This is a genomic window from uncultured Roseibium sp., assembly GCF_947496995.1.
Classification (GTDB): Bacteria; Pseudomonadota; Alphaproteobacteria; order Rhizobiales; family Stappiaceae; genus Roseibium.
In genome coordinates, this window is the sequence record NZ_CANMFD010000002.1 from 294,151 (window position 1) to 315,054 (window position 20,904).

The window sequence follows — 20,904 nt, forward strand, 5'->3', positions numbered from 1 at the left end:
ATGCGAGATCATGCCGCCAGAACCCGTGTTGGCCTGACCGTCAGGCAGGACACCGTTCGTGCGGACGACGATCCACGCATCCACGTCACCCGATCCGGCCTGCGCGCGCTCGAGTTTCAGGGGCGCAGCCTGCGTCTTTTGCCTGAGCAGCCGGCCGCCAGCGTGTTGAACGGCAGGCATGCCTCCCGGCTACGCGGCCGGGGTCTGAACTTCGAGGAACTGCGCGGATACCTGCCGGGCGACGATCCCAGAACGATTGACTGGAATGTGACGGCCCGCACCGGATCTCCGCATATCCGGGTCTTCACCGAAGAACGCGACCGCCCGGTGCTGCTCCTGGTCGACCAGCGCATGTCGATGTTTTTCGGTACACGCCACAACATGAAATCGGTCACCGCAGCCGAGGCCGCTGCACTGATCGCATTCAGGGTTCTCGATCAGGGAGACCGTATCGGCGGTATCGTCTTTGGCGATGAGACCGTGGGGGAACTGCGGCCAAGGAAAAGCCGTCAGGCGCTTGACCGGTTTCTGCTGGCCCTTGAGCGGGCAAACCATGCGCTTGCCGCGGATGCACCTGCCGTGGACCCGGCCATGTCGCTCAATCAACCGCTCGCATCCGCGCTCCGGATCGCCAGGCGGAACCACCTCATCGTCATCATCAGTGATTTCGACGAGATCGATGCACTGACGGAGAAATTGATCGGAACGCTGTCACGACACAACGACGTGGTTCTGTGCCCCGTCACCGATCCGATCTCCCGTGATATCCCTGAAGGGGTCAAACTGGTTGTCTCGGACGGAAGCCTGCAGGCGGAACTCGACACCTCAAGTCACCAGACCAAGCAGTCGCTCAAGACATTCGCCAGCGAACGGCTGAGCAAGCTGCTTTCCTGGCAACGGCGCTTCGGGGTGCCCATTTTGCCGCTCGACAGCGGGGAAGATACCCTTCCCCAGATCCTTCGCCTGACCGGTCATCGCGTTTCAATCCGGAAACGCCGTAGATGAAGGACGATTGGAAAAGCCTGAATCTGGTCGATCTGATGGATCTGCTTGAGCCCGTGCAAGAACCTCCAACGATCTCCATGTTTCCCCAGACCGCCGGTTGGATCTGGCTGGGATTGGCCCTTCTGCTTGGTCTGTCCGCCCTTGTCTGGCAATTCCTGAGACATCGTCGGAAAAATGCCTATCGCCGTCAGGCCCTGCGCGAACTGCGGGACTACCCGGACGATGCGGCCCACCTGGCAACGCTTGTACGCCGGACGGCGCTGGTTGCCTTCCCGCGAAACGAAGTCGCGTCATTGCACGGCAGGACTTGGCTGACGTTTCTGGACCGCGCTTATGGCGGCAGCGGGTTTTCGGCGGGCCCGGGGCAACAACTGGCGAGCGCGCCCTATGCTGCGGGTCAAAAGGAAACTTCCCTGAAGGCTCTCGTTCGCACCTGGATACGCAAGCATCGCGGGCCCAGAGCATGATCGACCTCGCCTTCCCGCTCGTCCTGTTGCTGCTGCCGCTCCCGCTCGCGGTTTTCTACCTCCTGCCTGCGCACAGGAAACAGGTTCCGGGGACACGGTTTCCATTTTTCCGCAAGATCGTTGTCGCCACCGGCCTCACCCCCTCCACCGGATCGGTCATCTTTCGTCGTTCGATCCTGCAGATGATATCGGCGGCGGCGATCTGGGGTCTGCTTGTGGTGGCATTGGCACAGCCCGAAAAGGTCGGTGACCCCGTCGTGGTGGAAAAATCCGCCCGCGACATCATGCTGTCCATCGACTTGTCCGGTTCGATGGACCAACGGGATTTCCCTGCGCTTGACGGCACTCGCACCCAACGGCTGGAGGCGGTGAAGGCCGTGGTGGGAGAATTTATCTCTACCCGCGAGGATGATCGTGTTGCTCTCATCGTGTTTGGAACCAAAGCTTTTGTGCAGGCCCCCTTCACCGAGGATCTGGGATCCGTACGGGCGCTGCTGGACCAGACCGAAGTCGGCATGGCCGGGCCGCATACCGCGCTCGGCGATGCGATAGGTCTTGCGATTGCGACCTTTCAGGCCAGCGAAATAGACGAACGCCTTCTGATCGTCCTCAGCGATGGCGGCGATACCGGCAGCCGGATGACACCGGTAAATGCGGCGTCCATCGCCGCACAATACGGCATCGATATTCTGACGATCGGTGTAGGTGACCCGGAAGGGAGCGGCGATCAGAGGCTCGACGAGAAGACGCTTGAGGCCATTGCGTCCGCAGCCGGTGGAACATATCAGTTCGCCGGCAGCGAGGAGGCCCTGGCGGAGATCTACACCAGAGTCGCCGAACAGCTTCCGCGCGAGGTCGAAACACAAAGCTATCGCCCGAGGCAGTCTCTCAGTCATCTTTTGCTGGCGGCCGCTGCGCTTGTCGGGTTTCTGACTGTCGCCTTTCTCCAGATTTCGGCGTATCGGCGGAGGGAGGCATGATGCCGGATCAGCTTTCCGACGCCTTGTCGCTTTTTCATTTCATCCGTCCCTGGTGGTTGGCCGGATTGCCCTTCATTGCCGTACTATGGTGGACCGTGCGCCGCTTCGGGAAGACAAGGGAGACCCTGCCGGCCGGTATCGCGCCTCATCTCGCAGAAGCCTTGAGCGTGGGCGCCGAGCCGGGTGTGCGCCTGCTCCCCATTGACGGTGTCAGTGCCGCGATCATGCTGATGCTGCTGGGAGCGGCTGGCCCGACGTGGTCTCGTCTGCCCGATCCACTGGTCGCGGACACTGCACCTCTGGTCGTGGCGCTGAAGGTCACCGGCAGCATGATGCAATCGGATATTCCACCCAATCGGCTGGAACGCGCCAAACAGAAGATAAGCGACCTTCTTGAACGCCGTTCCGGCGCCAAAACCGCGCTGATCGCCTATGCCGGAACAACCCATCAAGTCGTGCCCCTGACGGAAGACCCGGCCGTGCTCAAGCCGTTTCTTGAAGGGCTGTCTCCCGATGTCATGCCGCGAGACGGTGAATCCGCCTCCCCGGCCCTTCTCATGGCCAACGACATTCTCGGCAAACAGGACATGCCAGGTTCTGTCCTGTTTGTTCTCGACCGATTGACGGATGCCGACGGACCTTTGTTCGCGGAACAATCGACTGATGGCGGCGCTCCGGTCGTTTTCTGGCAGATCGGACGGGATGAGGCCACCCGCTCCGCATTGGAAGCAGTCCCCGCAGCCACCCTTGTCGACCTCACAGTCGATAGTTCCGACGTCAGTCAGGTCATGCGCCGGATCGAGGCTTCCTACAGGGAAGCTCTTTCCAGGGACGAACGGCAGAACTGGAAGGATCAGGGCTGGGTATTCGCGGTCCCGGCGGCTTTGATCGCTCTGTTGTGGTTCCGGCGTGGCTGGACAATGCAGTGGTCTGCCTGGTTCATCGCCGCCCTGATCGCGTTTTCTCCCGGGATTGTGCGTGCCGATGGATGGCGGGACTGGTTCCTGACACCGGATCAGCAAGGACGTCTGGCGTTTGAAGCCAGGGATTTCGACAAGGCGGCGAGCCTGTTCGAGGATCCCAAATGGAAAGCCTACGTTCTTTTCCGCGCCGGACGCTATGAAACCTCGGCCGAGCTGTATGCATGGCAGGAAGGTTCCAATGCCGCCATGGGCGAAGGCCTGTCGCTCATCCGCTCGCGCAAATATAGAGAAGCGATTACCGCCTTCGAAAAGGCCGTGGAAAGAGACCCTGACAATGCTGCGGCTCAGAACAATCTGGAACTCGCGAAACACATTCTCGATTATATCGAGACAACACGCGAACAGTCGGATACCGGCGAAGAAAGCGGCATGGGCGCCGACGATGTCGTGTTCGACAATCACGCCGGGCGCGGTGCGCAGAGCGAAGCGCAACAGCCAACCGGCGAGATCGTTCCTGAAACCGCGGAAGCCTGGATGCGCACCGTGGACACGCGCACCGGCGATTTCCTGAAGTCCCGTTTCGCCCTGGAAGCTGCCAGGAGCACCCGATGAGACGGCTGTTTGCCTTCACGTTACCGCTGTTTTTCCTGATTTTCGGTCATGCTCAGGGCCAGGAACAGGCCCAGGAACAGACCAAGACGCCGGTCGCGCCGATTGTCAGAACGGATCTGAACGAGACGCGCACGATACCCGGTCAGGCACTGGTTCTCCGGATCACCATTCTCGTGCCGACCTGGCTTCCCGAACCGGCCGTCTTTCCGACCTTCGAAGTGCCTAATGTCATCGTGCGTGTGCCCTCGCGAGGAACCGGGCCGACGAGTGAAACGGTGGATGGGGAAACCTGGTCCGGCGTGACGCGAGCCTATCACATCTCACCGATGCTTCCCGGGCGGTTCAAAATCCCGGAGGACACGCTGACGGTCACTTATGCGGATCCGCAGACGCGCGAACCGGTTCGTGTGGAGGTAGAAACGCCTGCCTTGGAGATCTCCGGTGTCGTTCCGTCAGAGGCGCAGAACCTGTCCCCCTTCATCGCCGCCCGCTCCCTTACGCTTGAGCGAACAGTCGAGGGCGATCCTTCGAACCTTGCCGCCGGGGACGCGCTTATCCTGAAAACGGTCGCCAGGGTCTCCGGCGTATCTCCGATGTTCCTGCCCCCGTTGGCGCCGTTCACCCGTCAGAATGGCCTGGCGGACTACGCGCAAAGCCCCATGTTGGAGGAAACCGAAGACCGCGGCGTCATCAGCGGCAGCAGAAGCGAGGCCGTGACACTCATGGCCGAGTTTGCCGGGAGCTATACGATCCCGGCAGCGTCTCTGGACTGGTACAATCTCGATAGCGGCGAGGTTGAAACGGTCACGCTGCCCGAAATCGATCTCATAGTATCGGGCGGGCCGATTGCGGAGCCGCAATCTGCGGACGACAGCAACACCGGTTTCTGGAAATCGGCTGGCGTCTGGTTGAGCGCACTGGCCCTCTTCGTTGTTGTTGTCGTTTCCGTCCGAAGGTTCCTGCGATCGGCTAGGTTTCTTGAATTGCGAGACCGGATAATCAACTCCGAACCATACGCTTACCGGCAATTCAAGCGCGATCTAGGCACCAGAAATTTCAGTCGCGCAATGCTTTCCGCCGGCACATGGAAGCGCCGTGTCGACCGTCTTCACCCGAATGTCGACTGGCAGGAGTTCACCATAGCCATGACCCGGCTGGGCTCCGGGTTCTTCGGTCCCGACGCGAAGGGACGCCCGCGCGACAGGATTGCACATTGGCAAGCCGTCGCCCTGGCAGCGAGAGCCGTCAGACGCAGGACTGCGAAGGCTGTTCGATCCGGGCACCGGGACAAGCTCCCGCCCATGAATCCTGTTGCCCAAGGTGTGAACGGACCCGAGCCCGATTGATCAGCCCTCATTCGGGCTCGGCCTTTTGCGTCTGGCTGGCGATGAGGTCTTCAAGATCTTCCGATGACGGCGGCAACCAGCCCCGGTGTTCGCGGGTATCATAGGCGCGGCTCTTGCCGAATATCTGCGCCTCGTGTTCGGCCATCAGCGTTCTGGATTTTTCGACATAGGCTGCATTCTTGTGGTTCGGGATGTCCGGGTCATAGACCTCGGCCATTTCGCGCAGGATATGGCGGTCATCTTCGGCGAACTTGCGGGCGAGCAGTTCGGCGTCGAAGGGATGCATGCCCATTGCTTCGTAGGCGGTGCGGCCGGTTCGGACACTGGAATCGAAGGTATCGCGAATGATGTCGCTGCACCCGGCCGCGAAAAGATCGTAAACGTGGCTCCTGTCGACCGCGCGGACAATGATGTGGACGTGCGGGTAGGTCTTGCGGACATAGTCCACCAGCGCGTTGATCTGCTCCTTGCCGTCAATTGCCACGACCAGCAGACGGGCTTTTTCTATACCCGCGGCATGCAGCATATCCGGGCGCGTAGCGTCGCCGTAGAAGACCTTGAAGCCAAGGGCCCGCAAGAATTCGAGATGCGAGGCGTTGTGATCAAGCACGGTCGTGGAATAGCCAGCCGCTCTCAGCATGCGATTGACGATACCGCCGAACCGTCCGTGACCTGCAATGATGACGTCGCCTGCTTCGTCGATCGTATCGGCTTCACGTTCCTGAATTTTCGTGAAGCGCGGCGAGATCAGTTTTTCATGCAGGATGAACAAAGCCGGCGTCAGCAGCATCGAAAGGGCAACAATCAACAACAACTGATCGGCAACCGATTGCGGAATGACCTTGTTGGCTACGGTGAAGGACAACAGTACGAACCCGAACTCACCGGCCTGTGCAAGGCCGAGGCTGAACAGCCAGCGGTCGCGGCCCGGCAACCCGAACAGCAAGCCCAGCAGCATCAGTATCGCGAATTTCAGTCCGATAAGCCCCAGGGTGAGCGCCAGAATCATGCCGGCGTTGTCTAACAGCAGACCGAAATCGATCCCCGCACCCACGGTGATGAAAAACAGCCCGAGAAGCAGTCCCCGGAACGGATCGATATCGGATTCCAGCTCATGCCGGTACTCACTGTTGGCAAGCACGACGCCAGCCAGAAAGGTGCCGAGCGCGGGCGACAGTCCAACTGAAATCATCAGCAGCGCAATGCCGATCACGAACAGGAGCGCCGTTGCAACGAAGAGCTCTCGCAGGCCGGCCGAGGCAACAAACCGGAAGACCGGGCGCGTGAGATAGATACCGCCAAGGATCACCGCGCCGATGGCACCGATGGTCATCAGCGCGGTCTGCCAGGTGTTCAATCCCGCAACGAGACTGAAGGCTCCACCATGGTCACTGCCCTCGCTTTCCGCCACCAGACGACCGTCGCCTGCCTGCACAGCATCGGAAAGATGTGCGGATGCATCCGTCAGACCTTGGGACGCTTCCATCAGATCCGGCATTGCCAGCAGGGGAATGAACGCGAGCATGGGTATGACCGCGATGTCCTGGAACAGGAGCACGGCAAATCCCGACTGGCCTCCCTCTGATCGCATAAGCCCCTTCTCGTTGAGGGTCTGCAGGACGATGGCTGTTGATGAAAGCGCGAGGACAAGGCCGATGGCGAGCGAGATTTTCCAGGGCTGCTCAAGAGCCATCGCAATGCCCATGACCGCCGCCGTTGTGCCTGCAACCTGAAGCCCGCCCAGACCCAACAGTTTCGACCGCATGGCCCAGAGCACCTTCGGCTCAAGTTCGAGGCCGACAAGAAACAGCATCATGACCACACCGAGTTCGGCAAGATGCTGGACCGAAATTACATCGACATGAAGCGCAGCCAGAACCGGGCTGATCACGATTCCCGCGATCAGGTAGCCGAGGACCGAACCGAGACCCAATCTGGTGGCGATCGGTACCGCCACGACCCCCGCGACCAGAAATACAAATGAAACAAGGAGGAAATCGGCCATGGATCAGGATCTTTGCAAAACAGGTAGATCGTCAGATTGAACGATTTTCCGGCTCTCTGCTGAGGTGAAGTCGTAGAGATTGTCCCGGATTGCGCAGAGCAAGGCCGAATAGCCCCTGGCGTGTTCTTGAATTTCCTCGTTCTTCGGTTCCCTGACTGCACCATAGAGCACATAGGGTGCCGCGAAGGACATCCCGCAAAGACGCGCGGTTTGCTCAAGTGGTGTCAAGAAGACCCTGAGCGGAAAGTTCTGATACCCCTCAGGTGTATAGGCCTCCTCCGGCCCGCCCGCCGTGATCGCGAGCATCATGGTCTTTCCGGAAAGCCTGTCGCCTTCGTGCCCATAGGCAAAGCCGTGCTGCAGAACCAGATCCTGCCATTCCTTCAGGAGACTTGGCGTCGAATACCAGTAGAGAGGGAACTGAAAGAGGAAGACGTCATGATCAAGCAGTCTCTGCTGCTCTCGGTTCACGTCGATATCGTGACGTGGATATTCGGCATAAAGATCCACGAAGGTAATGCCTCCGACCGCGCGCGCAGCCTTTGCCATTGCAGTGTTCACCCGGCTGAAGCGTTGCCCCGGGTGCACGTAGTACACGATGAGTCTGGCCAATGGTCTCTCCTGCGCAGGGCGAAGTTCAATGCCCCCAACCGAAGGTCCTCCAATACCTCATTGCCGGTCAATCAGGGTGGGTCATTTTTGTGCGGACCAAGGCTGACGCTTCGGAAGAGACGTGTTGCTTCATGCTGCCCAAACGACAGCATGAAGCGGGCATTGGTACAGGTGACCGGCACCGATATCTTCCCCGGCGCGGTTCAGATTTCCACGACAACCTTGCCGATAGCGTTGCCGCTGGTCAGCCGGCCGTAGGCGGCTCCGACGTCGGAAAATCCAAAAGACTGGTCATCAAGCAACGGTTTCAAGGCACCGCTATCGGCGATTTCCGCAAGGCTGGCAAGAATAGCACCGTGGTCTTCCCGCTTGAGATTGTGCAACATCGGTATCAGCATGAAGACAACGTGAAGCGACAGTCCCTTGAAATGCGCGGGCGTCAGATCCAGCTCCACAAGGGATACGGTTGTGGCAACGTTGCCGTTGAGCGCCGCGGCTTCAAAGGAACTGGTCAGGTTGGCTCCACCAACAGTGTCGAACACAATCCCGAACCCTGCCCCATCCGTGTATTCCGCTACATATTCTTCAACTTTCCGGGCCGCGTAATCAATGGGTGTTCCGCCAAACCTTTCTATGGCGGCGAGCTGCCGTTCGCCGCTTCCTGTAGCATAGACATCAGCTCCGAAATGTTTGGCGAGTTGTACGGCCACGTGACCAACGCCGCCCGCGCCGCCTTGCACCAGAACCTTGCTGCCGGTGGCCACACCGGCGCGCTTCAGGCCTTCAAAGGCGGTGATGCCGACCAGCGGCAAGGCAGCAGCTTCACGCATTGACAGAGTTTTCGGCTTGTGTGCAATCAGACGCACGTCCGCGAGCATATATTGTGCGAGGGCTCCCTGCAGGTCGGCCAGGCCGCCCGCACAACCATAGACGTCGTCTCCAACCGCGAAGTCCGAAATTCCCTCCCCTATTTCGGTGATCGTCCCTGCGAAATCCATGCCGAGCACTGCGGGCAAGGCTGGAGAAAGAGGCAAATCCGTCCCCATCTGGCGGATCATCGTGTCGACCGTGTTCACGCTGGTCGCGGCAATGCGGACAACGACGTGTCCAGGCTTTACCGCAGGTTCGGGCAGATCGGCGGGTTGAAACCGGGCGCTCTCACCATATTCGTTGAGGATCATTGCTTTCACAGGACTTCTCCAGGATAGGATTGTTTGGTCAGCCCTATTTAAAAATTTCCCCTATGAATATAAACGGCCGAATATCCAATTCAGTATTCTGATATGAAATATAATCAGATCCCGTTCCGCCGTTCTTTCCGAGTTTCGACGTACCATCAACGCAACAGGAAGGAGAGCGTCAGGACGAGACCGATGCCGGCAACGCCATAGCGGACCACGGGTTCAGGCAGTCGCCTGGTCACGCTTGCGCCGACATAGCCCCCGACGACACCGCCCACGAGAACGCAGACGGCCGCCACCCAGTCGACCAGACCCGAAAACATCATCGGCACGACCGCAACGGACTGGATCGCTGCCGCAAAGAGGTTCTTGGCGCCATTCACATGGCTGACCCCCATCCCCGAGGAGACTGACAGAACAGCCAGAAGCATGAAGCCCAGACCGGCGCCGAAAAAACCGCCATAGAAGCCGAAAATCGCCAGCAATACCGCGACGGCCGTCTCAAGCCGTTCGCCGGGGAAGGCACGACGCATCAGCACGGTTGTCCTGGGGCCCAACACGATGGCTACCACAGCGATGATCAGCAGGAACGGCACGACCCTGACGAAGGCTTCATTGCTGGAATTGACCATGACGAGCGAGCCGAGCAGAGCGCCGGCGAGTGCCGGGATCATCTGGCGCCAGAGGCGTTTCATCTCGCCTGCAAGTTCACGGCGATAAACCCAGATTGCCGGCAATTGCGCCGGCCAGAGCGCAACGCCCTGGGTGACATTCGCCGCAATAGGCGGCAATCCGGTCGCCAGAAGAAGCGGAAAAACGAAGAGCTTGGCCCCGCCCGCAGCCGCGTTGACAGCGCCACCCACAAGACCCGCAATCAGAAACAGAAACACAGACCCTGTCATTTTTTGTCCCGTTCGACTGTGCCAGCGTTTTCCCGGCTGGCGGCAAGCGCCGACGCGGTCAGTGCAAAATGTTCCTCGATCAGACGGCATGCCAGATCGGCGTTTCGGGCCAGCGTGGCGTCAACGATTGCGGCATGTTCCGCGGTCAGGTCGCGGGCGCCTATTTTCTGATAGACGGATGCCCGGCGGTAACGCTCGCACAGATCGTGCAGACCGCCACGCAGCTTGAGCAGCCAAGCGGATCCGCAGGCTGAGACCAACGCCAGGTGCAATCCGGAATTCGCGCGCTCCCAGCTGTCCGGCACATGTCCCTGTGCCTTCATCAGGGCGGCATCCTCCTTTGCCATGATATAGCCCGCAGCCACGACCCGGGCCTCCCAGGCGTCGTCCCCCTGTTCGATCGAAAGCCTGAGCGCCTCCTTCTCGATCACGGTGCGCGCCAGATTGAGGTCCTTGAACTCGGCCGGGTCGAGCGGTGCGACGGTGAACCCGCGATTGCCCTCGCTGACAACCAGCCCGTCCTGAGCGAGTTTCTGCATTGCCTCGCGCAGCGGTGTCGGTCCGATCTGGTAAATCGACTTGAGTTTTTCGATCCTCAAGCGCTCACCCGGAGCCCGCACGGACGTGATGATATCGCGTCTCAACCGTCCGTAGGCGGCGTCGGCGAGTGTCGCTCCATCGGCCACGTCCTGTTCGCCAGTTTCTGCATAACGTTCTGTTTTCATTTGTCTATCACGGTTCTTGGCGCTTTGATTGACACTTGGGATTTTCTATGATCATAATTATTATCGATAAAACCTAACAATGTCGAGAAAATGAAACTCATAACCTTTAATACCGGCCAGACCCTTGCCGCCGGATATATCGATGGCGGCGAAGCGGTGATATGTGCTGAGGGCGAAACCGCACAGCGAGCCGTACTGAATGTAATTTCGGGCGGAAAAAATGCTGTTGCGGAATGGGCATCCAGTGGCGGGAGACGCTTGCCGCTGAGCGAGGTTCATCTGCTTGCGCCTGTTCCGGAGCCGTTGCGCGACATCTTTTGCGTTGGCAAGAACTATTACGCCCATGCGGCGGAGTTCCATTCCAGCGGCTTTGATTCCAGTGCGAAGGAAGCCGTGCCGTCCCACCCGGTCATTTTCACCAAAGCGACGACGAGCGTTTGCGCTCCGGGAGATGTCGTCAAGGCGTCGCTCGATCATACGGACAGCACCGACTACGAAGGCGAGCTTGGCGTGGTGATCGGCAAGCGCTGCTTTCAGGTTTCCAGGGAAGAAGCACTCGATCACGTGTTCGGCTATGTGGCCGTGAACGACGTTACTTCGCGGATACTGCAGAAGAACCATAATCAGTGGGTCATCGGCAAGGGCATCGACACGTTTTGTCCGCTGGGACCGTGGATTGCCACTGCGGACGAGATCGGCGATGTGGGCTCGCTCGAACTTGTCACCGAGATCAACGGCGAGGAACGGCAGCGAGCGAAGGTCGCCGACCTGATCTTCGACATACCGACACTCATCGAGACCATGTCACGCACCATGACGCTTCTGCCGGGCGACATCATCGCCACCGGCACGCCCGTCGGAGTGGGCATCGGTTTCGATCCGCCGAAATACCTGAAGAGTGGCGACACGATGCGCGTCACCATCACGGGGCTTGGAACGCTCGAGAATACGATCGGCTGAGCCAGAACTGCATCTGCCAAGGGAGGAATAAAATCATGCAAAATCGGAGGTTAACAGTTGCGGCCGCCATCGTTCTGGGGAGCACCCTGGCCGCAGGAGCCCAGGACGGACTATTCGCCGGCAAGACCATCGAAGTGGTCGTGCCGTTCGGCGAAGGCGGCGCGACATTCGTGTCGGCCAAATTCCTGGAGCCCTATCTCGAAAAGCATCTGCCCGGGAATCCTGACCTCGATGTGGTGTCACGCCCCGGCGGCGGTTCGATTCTCGGCGCCAACTGGTTCGAGCAGAACGCCAAATCGGATGGCACGACAATCCTGTTCACCACGTCCTCGACCGCGAACCCATTCGTTCTCGGTCAGAAAGGCGTCGAATACAAACTCGCCGACTACCGTGTCGCCTATAGCCACCCCTTCAGCGCCGTTGCCTATGTGTCGCCCGATACGGGTGTCACCAGCGCGGCCGGCATCAGGGACTCAAGCGTACCGCTGATCTACGGCGGGATCGCTGCAGCGGCCTCGGACCTTCCAGGTCTTCTGTCGTTCGAAGTGCTCGATGTCGATGTGAAGTCCGTTCTCGGTTTCAACGGCCGCGGTCCGGTCCGGCTCGCCTTCGAACAGGGTGAACTGAACATCGATTACCAGTTCACGCCGGTCTATCTGACACAGGTCGTTCCTTCCGTTGCCGAAGGCCGTGCGGTCCCGCTGTGGACAGGTGGTGCAATGGAGGACGGCGTCCTGAAAGCGCGTGATCCGATCGCGCCGGAACTGCCGTCGGTCTATGAAGTCTATGAGGAACTCAACGGCAAGGCGCCGTCAGGCATCGAATGGGACGCCTTTCAGGGCATTGCCTCGGTGACCTATGCCTACGGCCTGACCGGCTACATGCATCCGGACACACCGCAGGAGGTTCTCGACGCCTTCGCCGAAGCGGTCGCCGCGATCAATGCGGATCCGGAGTTCCAGGAGGAAAGCCAGAAAGTGACCAATGGTGCGCGGCTCAATGCCGGGCCGGACACAGAAGCCGCGGTCAAGGCTGCGCTGTCTCCGAGCGCCGAGGTGAAGGACTACCTGCGCAACCTTCTTTCCAGCAAGTTCGGCGTCACATTCTGATCCCTGCCGATGTCTGGGCCATGCTGACATGGCCCAGACGCGGTTTCCTTTCCCCGGGACCTTTTCATGATCGATAATGCGCTTATCGCGCTTGAAGCGCTCTTTGACCCTGTCCGTCTGGCCGCGCTGTTCACGGGTATGATTGTCGGAATGGTCTTCGGAATGCTGCCCGGCCTTGGCGGCGTCGCGGCGGTGTCGATCCTTCTGCCTTTCATCTATTATCTCGACCCCTATTCTGGTCTCGCCATGCTTCTGGGCGCGGTTTCGGTTGTCTACACCTCCGACACGATAACCTCCGTCCTGATCGGCGCGCCGGGCTCTCCCGCCTCCGCCCCGACCGCGATCGAAGGCCATGCACTTGCCAAGCAGGGACAGGCATCGCGGGCGCTCGGCGTCGGGTTCCTTGCGTCCATGGTCGGCGGTCTCACCGGCGCGGCGATCCTCTTCGTCGCTATCCCGGTCGCCGGACCGATCGTGCTGATGCTGTCGACGCCCGAACTCTTCATGTTCGCGCTCGTCGGCCTGTATTATGCTGCATCGATGATCGGCAAGGATCTCGCCAAAGGGCTGGCCGCTGCCTGTCTCGGGGTTCTCCTGGGGGTTGTCGGCCCGGCCCAGGCGGCAGCCGATTTCCGCTACACATTCGATCAGGTCTATCTGCTCGATGGATTTTCACTGACCATTGTCGCTCTCGGGCTTTTCGGCGTTGCCGAGGTGATTTCGATGCTCGCCGCCGGCGGAGGCATCAGCCATGAACGCGTGAAAGTCGATCACTGGGGCGAAGGTTTCCGGGACTTCTGGAAGGCCAAGTGGCTGGTCTTGCGCGCGGCGGTGATCGGCGTTTTCGGCGGTTTCGTGCCGGCCGTCGGGGCATCCGCCTCTACCTGGGTGGCCTATGGGCATGCCATTCACTCGACAAAAGACAAATCGCGCTTCGGCAAGGGCGAGATCCGCGGCATCGCCGCGTCGGAGGGCGCCAACAACGCCACGGTGATTTCCGACCTGGTGCCGACACTCCTGTTCAGCGTTCCGGGAGGACCGGCGGCTGCCATATTCCTCGGTGCCCTGTTCTCGTTCGGCTATTATCCCGGACCGCGCATGATTACCCAGAACCCGGACCTGATGTTCCTGATCGTCTGGTCGGTGGCCCTGACTTCCGTGGTGGGTGCCGGATTGTGCTTTGCGATCACCCCTGCCCTTGCGCGTCTTACACGCATTCCGTTCGCGATCATTGCCGCCCCGCTCGTCCTGATCATGGTGATCGGCGCTTATCAGTCCACCTCGACGATGGGCGATATCTTCATGCTGTTCCTCCTGGGCGGTCTGGGCTGGTTGATGAAACACGGGGGCTGGCCCCGTGCGCCGGCTCTCGTCGGCTTCGTGCTCTCCGGGCCGATGGAGCAGTATTTCTGGCTGACCAACCAGATCTACGGCTGGTCATGGCTCACGCGCCCCGGCGTGCTGATCATCGGTTCGGTCATTGTCATTCCCATGCTGATCTCGTCCGTGCGCTGGCTGAGAGCCAGAGGCCGAAAAGCCGAGCCGGCGCCTGAGAATGCGCTGCCGACGCTGAACGCGCCGAGCCACGGCATCGCGCTGGTCCTGGCCGCCATCGTCTCGGTAATGTTCGCCTACGCGCTTTGGGAAACCTTCTCCTTCAATCCGGCATCGCGCCTGATGCCGGGACTGGCAATCCTGCCCGGACTGCCGCTCGCACTCTATCTGCTCGTGCGCGGTGCCCGTGGCTACCGCAACGACTTCAGCCGCGATGCGAATGAGCTTTGGGTCCTGGTTGCGCTGTTCCTTTACGCCGTGGCGGTCTGGGCCATCGGTCTCAGCCTCCCGACCGTCGCCCTGATTGCCTGGATGCTGCTGGTGAAGGCGCGCATGCGGATCTGGACCGGTCTGATTTACGGTACGGCCGTCTTCGCGGTGATCCGGCTGCTTTTCGATCTCCTGCGAGGCGACGCGCCCGTTGGAGCCCTTATTCCCTTTAGCTGACGGAAGGATCTTTCATGTCCGATATGATCGACGCAGACATCATCGAACCGAGCATCGACCCGCAAACACGCAAGATCGGCGTCCGCCATGTGAAGGCAACCAACGCCGCAGGCACCCGCACCAAGATCCAGGTCAGGGACTTCGCGGCGACCTACACCGACGAGCCCGCCTCGCTCGGCGGAACCAACTCCGCCCCAAGCCCGCTCGAAACCGTGTTGATCGCCCTGGTCGGCTGTGACGGCGTCATCATCAACGGTGTCGCCAAGGCAATGAGTTTTGACTATGCTGGCGTCGATTTTACCTGCGAAAGCCAGATCGACGTGCGCGGTCCGAAAGGCGTGCCGGGCATCCGCCCCTATTTCGAAAGTGGCAAGCTCGACATCACCGTCTATTCCGACGAATCTGAAGACCGGTTCCGAAAGCTTTGCAAGAATGTCGAATTCCGCTGTCCGGTCATGAACCTGTTCGCCGCAGCCAAAGTCGATATGGATGTGACATGGATACAGAAACCGGCTTCAGAATACGGCGGGAACGTCGACTGATCTCTGCTTGTGTCCTCGGGTGGTCCAGCACCGGTTGGTAACGCAGATATGCCGGAAGAGATTGGGGGCGTTGCCAATGCCTTTTACCGGAAACAAGGAGCGGGTGAACTTTAGTTCGATCCTGCGCGGGAGCAGCCCTCGCGCCGGACGGGTGCCGCCGACAGGCGGTTTGCGGGGAAGGTCTCAACCAGTGACCCTCCCCGTCTTTTTTAGCTAAGGCCGGTTACCGGCGACGGCGCACGCGCACGCACAGATACGGATTTCCCGGCAGTTCGACACCGAAGGCCGCGTCTGGTTTTCCGCCGCGCGTGATGGCGCCATGGCGGGTGGCCACCGGCACGGGCGCCGGAACCTTTTTGCCCGGTGTGATGGTCATGTTCCAGCCATCGATGATATCGATCTCGTAGTCGCCGTCTTCCATGGGAAGGCCGGTGGACAGGACGACCGGCCGGTGCTCGCCGAGATAGACGTAGGTCAGGTCGCCCTCCTTCGACGCGGCGACGAGCCGGTGAGAGCGGAAACCGGGGATCTCGTCGACCGGGGTCAGGCCTTCCTTGACGTCCTCTTCGATGATCTTGCGCAGGAAGGCGATGCGTTCCGGGCTCTGGCCGCGCAGTTCTCCGCCCTTGGCCCACCACAACAGGTCCTGGGGATGCACATAGGTTTCACCATGCCCTGCATAACCGCCCTTCAGAACGGTCATCCAGAAGCGGTGCACCATGGTCTCGGCCGTGATGTTGCCCCAGAACTGCAGGATGTTGCCTTCATAGTGCATTTCGTCATTGAGCACCGGCTTGCCGTATTGAGTCCGCCATTCCGGTGTTTGCGACACATCGGAATGCTGGATGCTGACGTGGCTGACCCAGGGTTTTCTGTGGTCGTAGCACAAGTCCGGATTGCCCTGGTGGATCGACTTCGGGTGCAGATACGGATCGGTTTCCTCGATGATCTGGAAGAAACGATCCCAGCGGTCCATCGGCTTCACGTCGAGCATGAAGTCGTATTCGTTGGCCAGTGACCACCAGACATTGCGATAGGCGGCGATGCGGGCGACCAGATATTGCAGGTATCGATAGTCCTGCTCTTCCGTCCACATGCAGTGATCCCAGCGATCATAGGGATGGAAGATGATGACATCCGCCTCGATATTCATCTCGGCCAGACGCGCAATCTGGTTCTCGAAATGCCGGAAAGCCTCGAAGTTCGGACGGTCCGGGTCGTATTTGCCATCTGCGCGAAGTTCATAAACGTCGTGCAGCGGCTCATTCTGGTTGTAGGGATAGGATTTCGGCATGACGCACATGCGCAGCTTGTTGAACGCGCCCGTGTCCTCCAGCGACTTGAGGGTCTGTTCCTGCATCTCCAGCGGCTGATGGGTCCAGGCGTAACAGGTTGTCGTGAAGGGGAAATACGGCGTTCCGTCCGCATAGGCGAAATGGAACCGGTTGCGCACATGGACCGGACCGCGCACCCCTTCACGCGGCCCCGTCGCGGTAAAGCTTGCCGTTTGACCGTTGAGCGCGGCGGTCTCCGACTCGGTCGTCAGCGTCCAGTTGCCGGGATGATCCGGGCTGAAACGCACCTTGAAGACGCCATCGCCATCGTAGAACCCGGGGACCCTGATCTTGCGGTTGTTCAGGGCGAAGACACCCCAGAACTCGTTGTCGAGATAAGGATTGCCGGGTATGTCGGCCTTAATCTCGTGTTCGAAGATATCGTATTGTGCGATCGTGGTTGCGCTGGACATGGAACGTCCCTCCCTTGGCGTATTGATGTTGATTGTCCGAGGCCCTTTAGGGCCGTCAGTTCAAGGTGGCCGGCGCGACGTTGCGAGGACGCCAGCGCTGACGGGTTGTGGGAATGGAATTGAGTAGAAGGCGGGTGTAGTCGTGCTGCGGATCGGACATGACGGCCTGCGCCTTGCCGAACTCGACGACCTGCCCCTTCTTCATCACGGCGATGAAATCGCTGATGTAATAGGCGGTTGCCAGATCGTGGGTGATGTAGAGGAAGCTGCGGCCCTCCTCGTCGCGCAGTTTCCTGAACAGGTTGATGATGATCATCCGGCGCGATGCGTCGATCATGCTCACCGGTTCGTCGGCCACGATAAGGCTGGGTTCGGGTATCAGGGCCCTGGCGACGGAAATCCGCTGCAGTTCACCGCCCGAGAACTGGTTGGTGTATTTGCCGACCACGTCATTGTATTCCAGACCGACCGACGACAACGCATGGGCAACCGCATCCCTGGCGTCCTCTGCCGAAAGCCCCGCGACGCGAATGGCGGTCTCGTGAAGGTAGGCGTCGACGTTCCGGTAGCGGCTGAATGCCTCGAAAGGGTTCTGGAAAATCGGCTGGATCGATTGCAGGAACTCCCGCCGCGAGGGCCGTGAGCCTGCGCCGGCGACTTCCTTGTCGTAGACGATGGCCGAGCCGGATGTCGGCACTTCCAGCCGCAGCAAGGTCTTGGCCAGGGTCGTCTTGCCGCTTCCGGATTCCCCGACGACGGCGATGATCACCGGCCGGTCGCTTTCGACGGTGATGTTGACGTTGTCCAGCGCCTGAATTTTCTTCGCCCGGAAGAAACTGCCAAGGCGGTAAACCTTGTTCAGACCGACTGTCTTGAGGATCACTGCCATCCGGCGTCTCCTGTGTCGGGAAGATCTGCACCTGCGAAGTGACAGGCGGCGAAATGGCCGGGTTTGTGTTCCACGAGCGGCGGCTCCTGGCTCCGGCAAAGACCGGTCGCCAACGGACAGCGTTCGGCGAACCGGCAGCCATGCAGGTCTCCCCACAGGCTGGGTGGACTGCCCGGAATACCGTGCCGGGCACGATCTTCTCCAATGGTGGGAAGCGACCCGATGAGCATTTTCGTATAGGGATGCAGCGGCTCGGCGAAAACACTGTCTGAATCGCCATATTCCGCGGCCTTGGCCGCATACATGATGAGCATCTTGTGGGTGACCTGGTAGTGCACCCCCATGTCGTGCGACACGATCAGGATCGTATTGCCCATCTGCTCCTGCAGTTCCATCAGCAAAAGCAGGATTTCCTTCTGGACGACAACATCCAGGGCGGTCGTCGGTTCATCGGCGATGATCAGGTTGGGCTGGAAGAATGTGGCAAGGGCGATCATCATCCGTTGCCGCATGCCTCCGGAGAGCTGATGCGGAAAGGAATCGAGTGCCTCCGCCGGCAGACCGAGTTTGCCGATATACTCCCTCACCTTCTCCAGAACCCGTTTCTTGTTCGGGTCAGTGCCGGGAAAATCGATGAACTGCTCCCGGATCCTGATGACCGGGTTCATCGAGTTCATCGAGCTCTGCGGGATGTAGGACAGCGTCTTGAACCATTCGTCGCGAACGTTTTCACTCGTGACCGGTTTGCCGCTGCTGTCGTTGAACCCGTATTCGATCGTCCCCGAAGACAGCGACATCGGTGAGAGAATGTCACCGTATATCGCGCGCATCAGCGTCGACTTTCCGCAGCCCGATTCCCCGGCAATGCCGACGATGCAGCCTTCGGGTATCTGCAGGTTCACCCCGTCCACAGCGTTGATGCTGCCGCGTCCGGTCCGGTAGCTGACCACGATGTCATTCAATTCAATCATTGCACACCACGCTTGGTTGCGAATGCGGCGTTGAAGCCGGTCGATGTCAGGAAGAGGCCCAGAAACAATGTCACCGTTGCCACGATCGGGGCGATCATCCAGGCGTAATGGCCGGTAAAGAGCGCGTTGAAATTGAGCGCCCAGAATATGATCGATCCAAGCGTCGGAACCTCGACCTTCGACAGGCCGATCACCGCCAGGGCGGCTTCCGTGTTGATCGCAAAAAGGATCACATTGATGAAACCGACCAGGATGTAGGCGGAGACATAGGGAAAGACTTCCCTGAGGATGATCTGTGGCGTGTTGGCCCCCGAGAACCGCGCCATGTTGATGAACTCACGCTCCCGCAGCGACAACGCCATGGATCTGACGGTTCTGGCATCCCAGGCCCAGCCGAAGAGGATGATGATGAAGCCCACGGCCAGAAATGAGGTGTTGCCGCGGATCAATGCGCCCAGAATGATCAGAACCGGCAGCAACGGTATGGTGATGATCGTGTCGACGATGAGCATCACGAACCGCTCGAAATTGCCACCGACAAAGCCCGCACTGAGGCCGACGGTCGTGGCGATCACCGTGACCCCTATCGCGACAACGATGCCCAGGATCAACGAGTTGCGGATGGAATAGACCAGATACCAGAAGATATCCTGGCCGAGCGCGGTGGTTCCAAGCAGATGATCGAACGAGGGTGGCAGGTTTCGTGTGTAGGACCCCTGAAAAGAGGGATCGACCGGTGCGAACACCGGAAGAATCATGCTGCCGCCTCCCATGACGAGCAGGATGGTCAGGCCGATGATCAACCGGGGCGTAAGCAGCCAGAGGATTGTTTCCTTGCGTCGCGAGGAGGTCCGGACTGCCGGCGCCGGTAATGAAGGTGCGGTTTCGCCAATTTCTGCCATCTATTTATGCCGGATTCTTGGGTCGAGAAGAGGATACGCAAGGTCGATCAGGAGCCCTGCCGTGGCGACCGCGATGATCGAGACGGTTATTGCGCCATAGAGAACATTGTAGTCTCCGCCACTGGCGGCCTGGCGCATGATCAGTCCGATGCCCGGATAGGAAAAAATGATTTCCGTCAGAAGCGCGCCGTTGAAGATGACACCCAGGGACAAGGCCAGGGCGGTCACCTGCGGCAACAGCGCATTGCGGAAAACATAGCGGAGCATCCGGGTCCGATGCGTAGTCCCCTTGAGGCGCGCAAAGGTAACGTAAGGCTCCTCGCTGGTTGCGATCGCCAGCGCCTTCATGCTGAGGATGTTCCATCCGAAACCGGCAAGGACGAGCGCCAGGCCCGGCAGCAGTGAATTGTACAGGATCGTGCCGACCTTGGCCCAGGTCATGTCGCCGACCGGGAACGTCGCGGACAATGGAAAGATCGGGAATATGTAGGCGAAGATCATCAGGACCGAGATCGCCAGGATGTAGTACGGGATCGGGTAGAGCAGAATACCCACGAACTCCAGGATCGAGGCGGCCCGTTTCTTGTAGAAATAGCCTGCCACCAGGCCCACCGTGTTTCCCAGGCACCAGGCGATCACTGTTGCAGTCATGAGCAGGCCCATGGTCCATGGCAGGGCTTCTGCCAGCATGGACGAGACGGGATGCGGGAAATACGTGTAGGACGGTCCGAAATCGAAATCGATCACGACCCGCTTCATGTAGGCCAGATATTGCTCGAAGACACTGCCCTGAAGGCCGTAAAGCTCTTCCAGGCTCTTGCGCAACTCGGCGAGCCCCTCAGGCGCGATCGTCGCGCTGGCACGGCTCTGAAGTTCGCCGATATAGCCGTCAATCGGATTGACCGGCATGAACCGTGGAAGGGCGAACGTGATGGATAGTCCGATAAAAAGAACAGCGAAATATAGCGCTATCCGTTTGGCGATGAACGTTAGGACGCCCACGGTGTGCTCCCGCAAATTTCGTG

At 59.8% G+C, this 20,904-nt stretch carries 19 protein-coding genes; 9 read left to right on the forward strand and 10 right to left on the reverse strand.

The window, feature by feature from the left end:
• Genes Q1B40_RS10005 through Q1B40_RS10025 form a run of 5 tightly spaced genes read left to right on the forward strand, consistent with a single transcriptional unit; the run spans window position 1 to window position 5,333 of the window.
• The gene (locus Q1B40_RS10005) at window positions 1-1,005 is read left to right on the forward strand and encodes a DUF58 domain-containing protein (protein WP_299813287.1); all 1,005 of its coding nucleotides are present in this window, start codon (window positions 1-3) and stop codon (window positions 1,003-1,005) included.
• Entirely contained in the window at window positions 1,002-1,472 is a 471-nt protein-coding gene (locus Q1B40_RS10010) for a DUF4381 domain-containing protein (RefSeq protein WP_299813290.1), read from the forward strand. The genes Q1B40_RS10005 and Q1B40_RS10010 overlap by 4 nt, the downstream gene beginning before the upstream one ends.
• Window positions 1,469-2,452 carry a VWA domain-containing protein gene (locus Q1B40_RS10015; RefSeq protein WP_299813294.1) on the forward strand — a complete coding sequence of 328 codons (984 nt, stop codon included), beginning with the start codon at window positions 1,469-1,471 and terminating at the stop codon, window positions 2,450-2,452. Before Q1B40_RS10010 ends, Q1B40_RS10015 begins: the two co-directional genes overlap by 4 nt.
• Complete coding sequence (locus tag Q1B40_RS10020; RefSeq protein ID WP_299813297.1) at window positions 2,449-3,987, forward strand: VWA domain-containing protein; 1,539 nt, start codon at window positions 2,449-2,451, stop codon at window positions 3,985-3,987. The genes Q1B40_RS10015 and Q1B40_RS10020 overlap by 4 nt, the downstream gene beginning before the upstream one ends.
• Window positions 3,984-5,333, forward strand: coding sequence for a hypothetical protein (locus Q1B40_RS10025; protein WP_299813300.1), 1,350 nt, complete (start codon window positions 3,984-3,986; stop codon window positions 5,331-5,333). Before Q1B40_RS10020 ends, Q1B40_RS10025 begins: the two co-directional genes overlap by 4 nt.
• Window positions 5,334-5,340: 7 nt before the next feature.
• On the opposite strand, the gene Q1B40_RS10030 is transcribed toward Q1B40_RS10025, so the two are convergent.
• The 5 genes from Q1B40_RS10030 to Q1B40_RS10050 all read right to left on the reverse strand — a co-directional run bounded on the left by Q1B40_RS10030 (window position 5,341) and on the right by Q1B40_RS10050 (window position 10,758).
• The gene (locus tag Q1B40_RS10030; RefSeq protein ID WP_299813303.1) at window positions 5,341-7,338 is read right to left on the reverse strand and encodes a cation:proton antiporter; all 1,998 of its coding nucleotides are present in this window, start codon (window positions 7,336-7,338) and stop codon (window positions 5,341-5,343) included.
• 3 nt (window positions 7,339-7,341) lie between these two features.
• Entirely contained in the window at window positions 7,342-7,950 is a 609-nt protein-coding gene (locus Q1B40_RS10035; RefSeq protein WP_299813306.1) for an NAD(P)H-dependent oxidoreductase, read from the reverse strand.
• A gap of 203 nt (window positions 7,951-8,153) precedes the next feature.
• The gene (locus Q1B40_RS10040; RefSeq protein WP_299814887.1) at window positions 8,154-9,131 is read right to left on the reverse strand and encodes a zinc-dependent alcohol dehydrogenase family protein; all 978 of its coding nucleotides are present in this window, start codon (window positions 9,129-9,131) and stop codon (window positions 8,154-8,156) included.
• 155 nt (window positions 9,132-9,286) lie between these two features.
• Window positions 9,287-10,033 (reverse strand): sulfite exporter TauE/SafE family protein, encoded by a 747-nt coding sequence (locus Q1B40_RS10045; protein WP_068411829.1) that lies wholly within the window; start codon window positions 10,031-10,033, stop codon window positions 9,287-9,289.
• Complete coding sequence (locus Q1B40_RS10050) at window positions 10,030-10,758, reverse strand: GntR family transcriptional regulator (RefSeq protein ID WP_299813311.1); 729 nt, start codon at window positions 10,756-10,758, stop codon at window positions 10,030-10,032. The genes Q1B40_RS10045 and Q1B40_RS10050 overlap by 4 nt, the downstream gene beginning before the upstream one ends.
• Window positions 10,759-10,848: 90 nt before the next feature.
• Here Q1B40_RS10050 and Q1B40_RS10055 point away from each other — a divergent pair, with 90 nt between their 5' ends.
• The 4 genes from Q1B40_RS10055 (at window position 10,849) to Q1B40_RS10070 (ending at window position 15,370) form a co-directional block, all read left to right on the forward strand.
• Complete coding sequence (locus Q1B40_RS10055) at window positions 10,849-11,718, forward strand: fumarylacetoacetate hydrolase family protein (RefSeq protein WP_299813315.1); 870 nt, start codon at window positions 10,849-10,851, stop codon at window positions 11,716-11,718.
• A 35-nt stretch (window positions 11,719-11,753) separates the two neighbouring features.
• Entirely contained in the window at window positions 11,754-12,827 is a 1,074-nt protein-coding gene (locus Q1B40_RS10060) for a hypothetical protein (RefSeq protein WP_299813318.1), read from the forward strand.
• A 66-nt stretch (window positions 12,828-12,893) separates the two neighbouring features.
• Window positions 12,894-14,828, forward strand: coding sequence for a tripartite tricarboxylate transporter permease (locus Q1B40_RS10065; RefSeq protein ID WP_299813321.1), 1,935 nt, complete (start codon window positions 12,894-12,896; stop codon window positions 14,826-14,828).
• Between the two features lie 14 nt (window positions 14,829-14,842).
• A complete protein-coding gene (locus Q1B40_RS10070) occupies window positions 14,843-15,370 on the forward strand; it encodes an OsmC family protein (RefSeq protein ID WP_299813324.1) in 528 nt (175 codons plus the stop codon).
• A gap of 223 nt (window positions 15,371-15,593) precedes the next feature.
• On the opposite strand, the gene Q1B40_RS10075 is transcribed toward Q1B40_RS10070, so the two are convergent.
• From Q1B40_RS10075 to Q1B40_RS10095, 5 genes are read right to left on the reverse strand one after another with little or no spacing between them, the layout of a single operon-like run.
• Window positions 15,594-17,117, reverse strand: coding sequence for a DUF5060 domain-containing protein (locus Q1B40_RS10075; protein WP_299813327.1), 1,524 nt, complete (start codon window positions 17,115-17,117; stop codon window positions 15,594-15,596).
• 55 nt (window positions 17,118-17,172) lie between these two features.
• Entirely contained in the window at window positions 17,173-18,006 is an 834-nt protein-coding gene (locus Q1B40_RS10080) for an ABC transporter ATP-binding protein (RefSeq protein ID WP_299813330.1), read from the reverse strand.
• Window positions 17,997-18,977, reverse strand: a complete 981-nt coding sequence (locus Q1B40_RS10085; protein ID WP_299813333.1) for an ABC transporter ATP-binding protein — start codon at window positions 18,975-18,977, stop codon at window positions 17,997-17,999. The genes Q1B40_RS10080 and Q1B40_RS10085 overlap by 10 nt, the downstream gene beginning before the upstream one ends.
• Window positions 18,974-19,879 carry an ABC transporter permease gene (locus Q1B40_RS10090; RefSeq protein WP_299813335.1) on the reverse strand — a complete coding sequence of 302 codons (906 nt, stop codon included), beginning with the start codon at window positions 19,877-19,879 and terminating at the stop codon, window positions 18,974-18,976. The genes Q1B40_RS10085 and Q1B40_RS10090 overlap by 4 nt, the downstream gene beginning before the upstream one ends.
• Complete coding sequence (locus tag Q1B40_RS10095) at window positions 19,880-20,881, reverse strand: ABC transporter permease (protein WP_299813338.1); 1,002 nt, start codon at window positions 20,879-20,881, stop codon at window positions 19,880-19,882.
• Window positions 20,882-20,904: the final 23 nt, after the last annotated feature.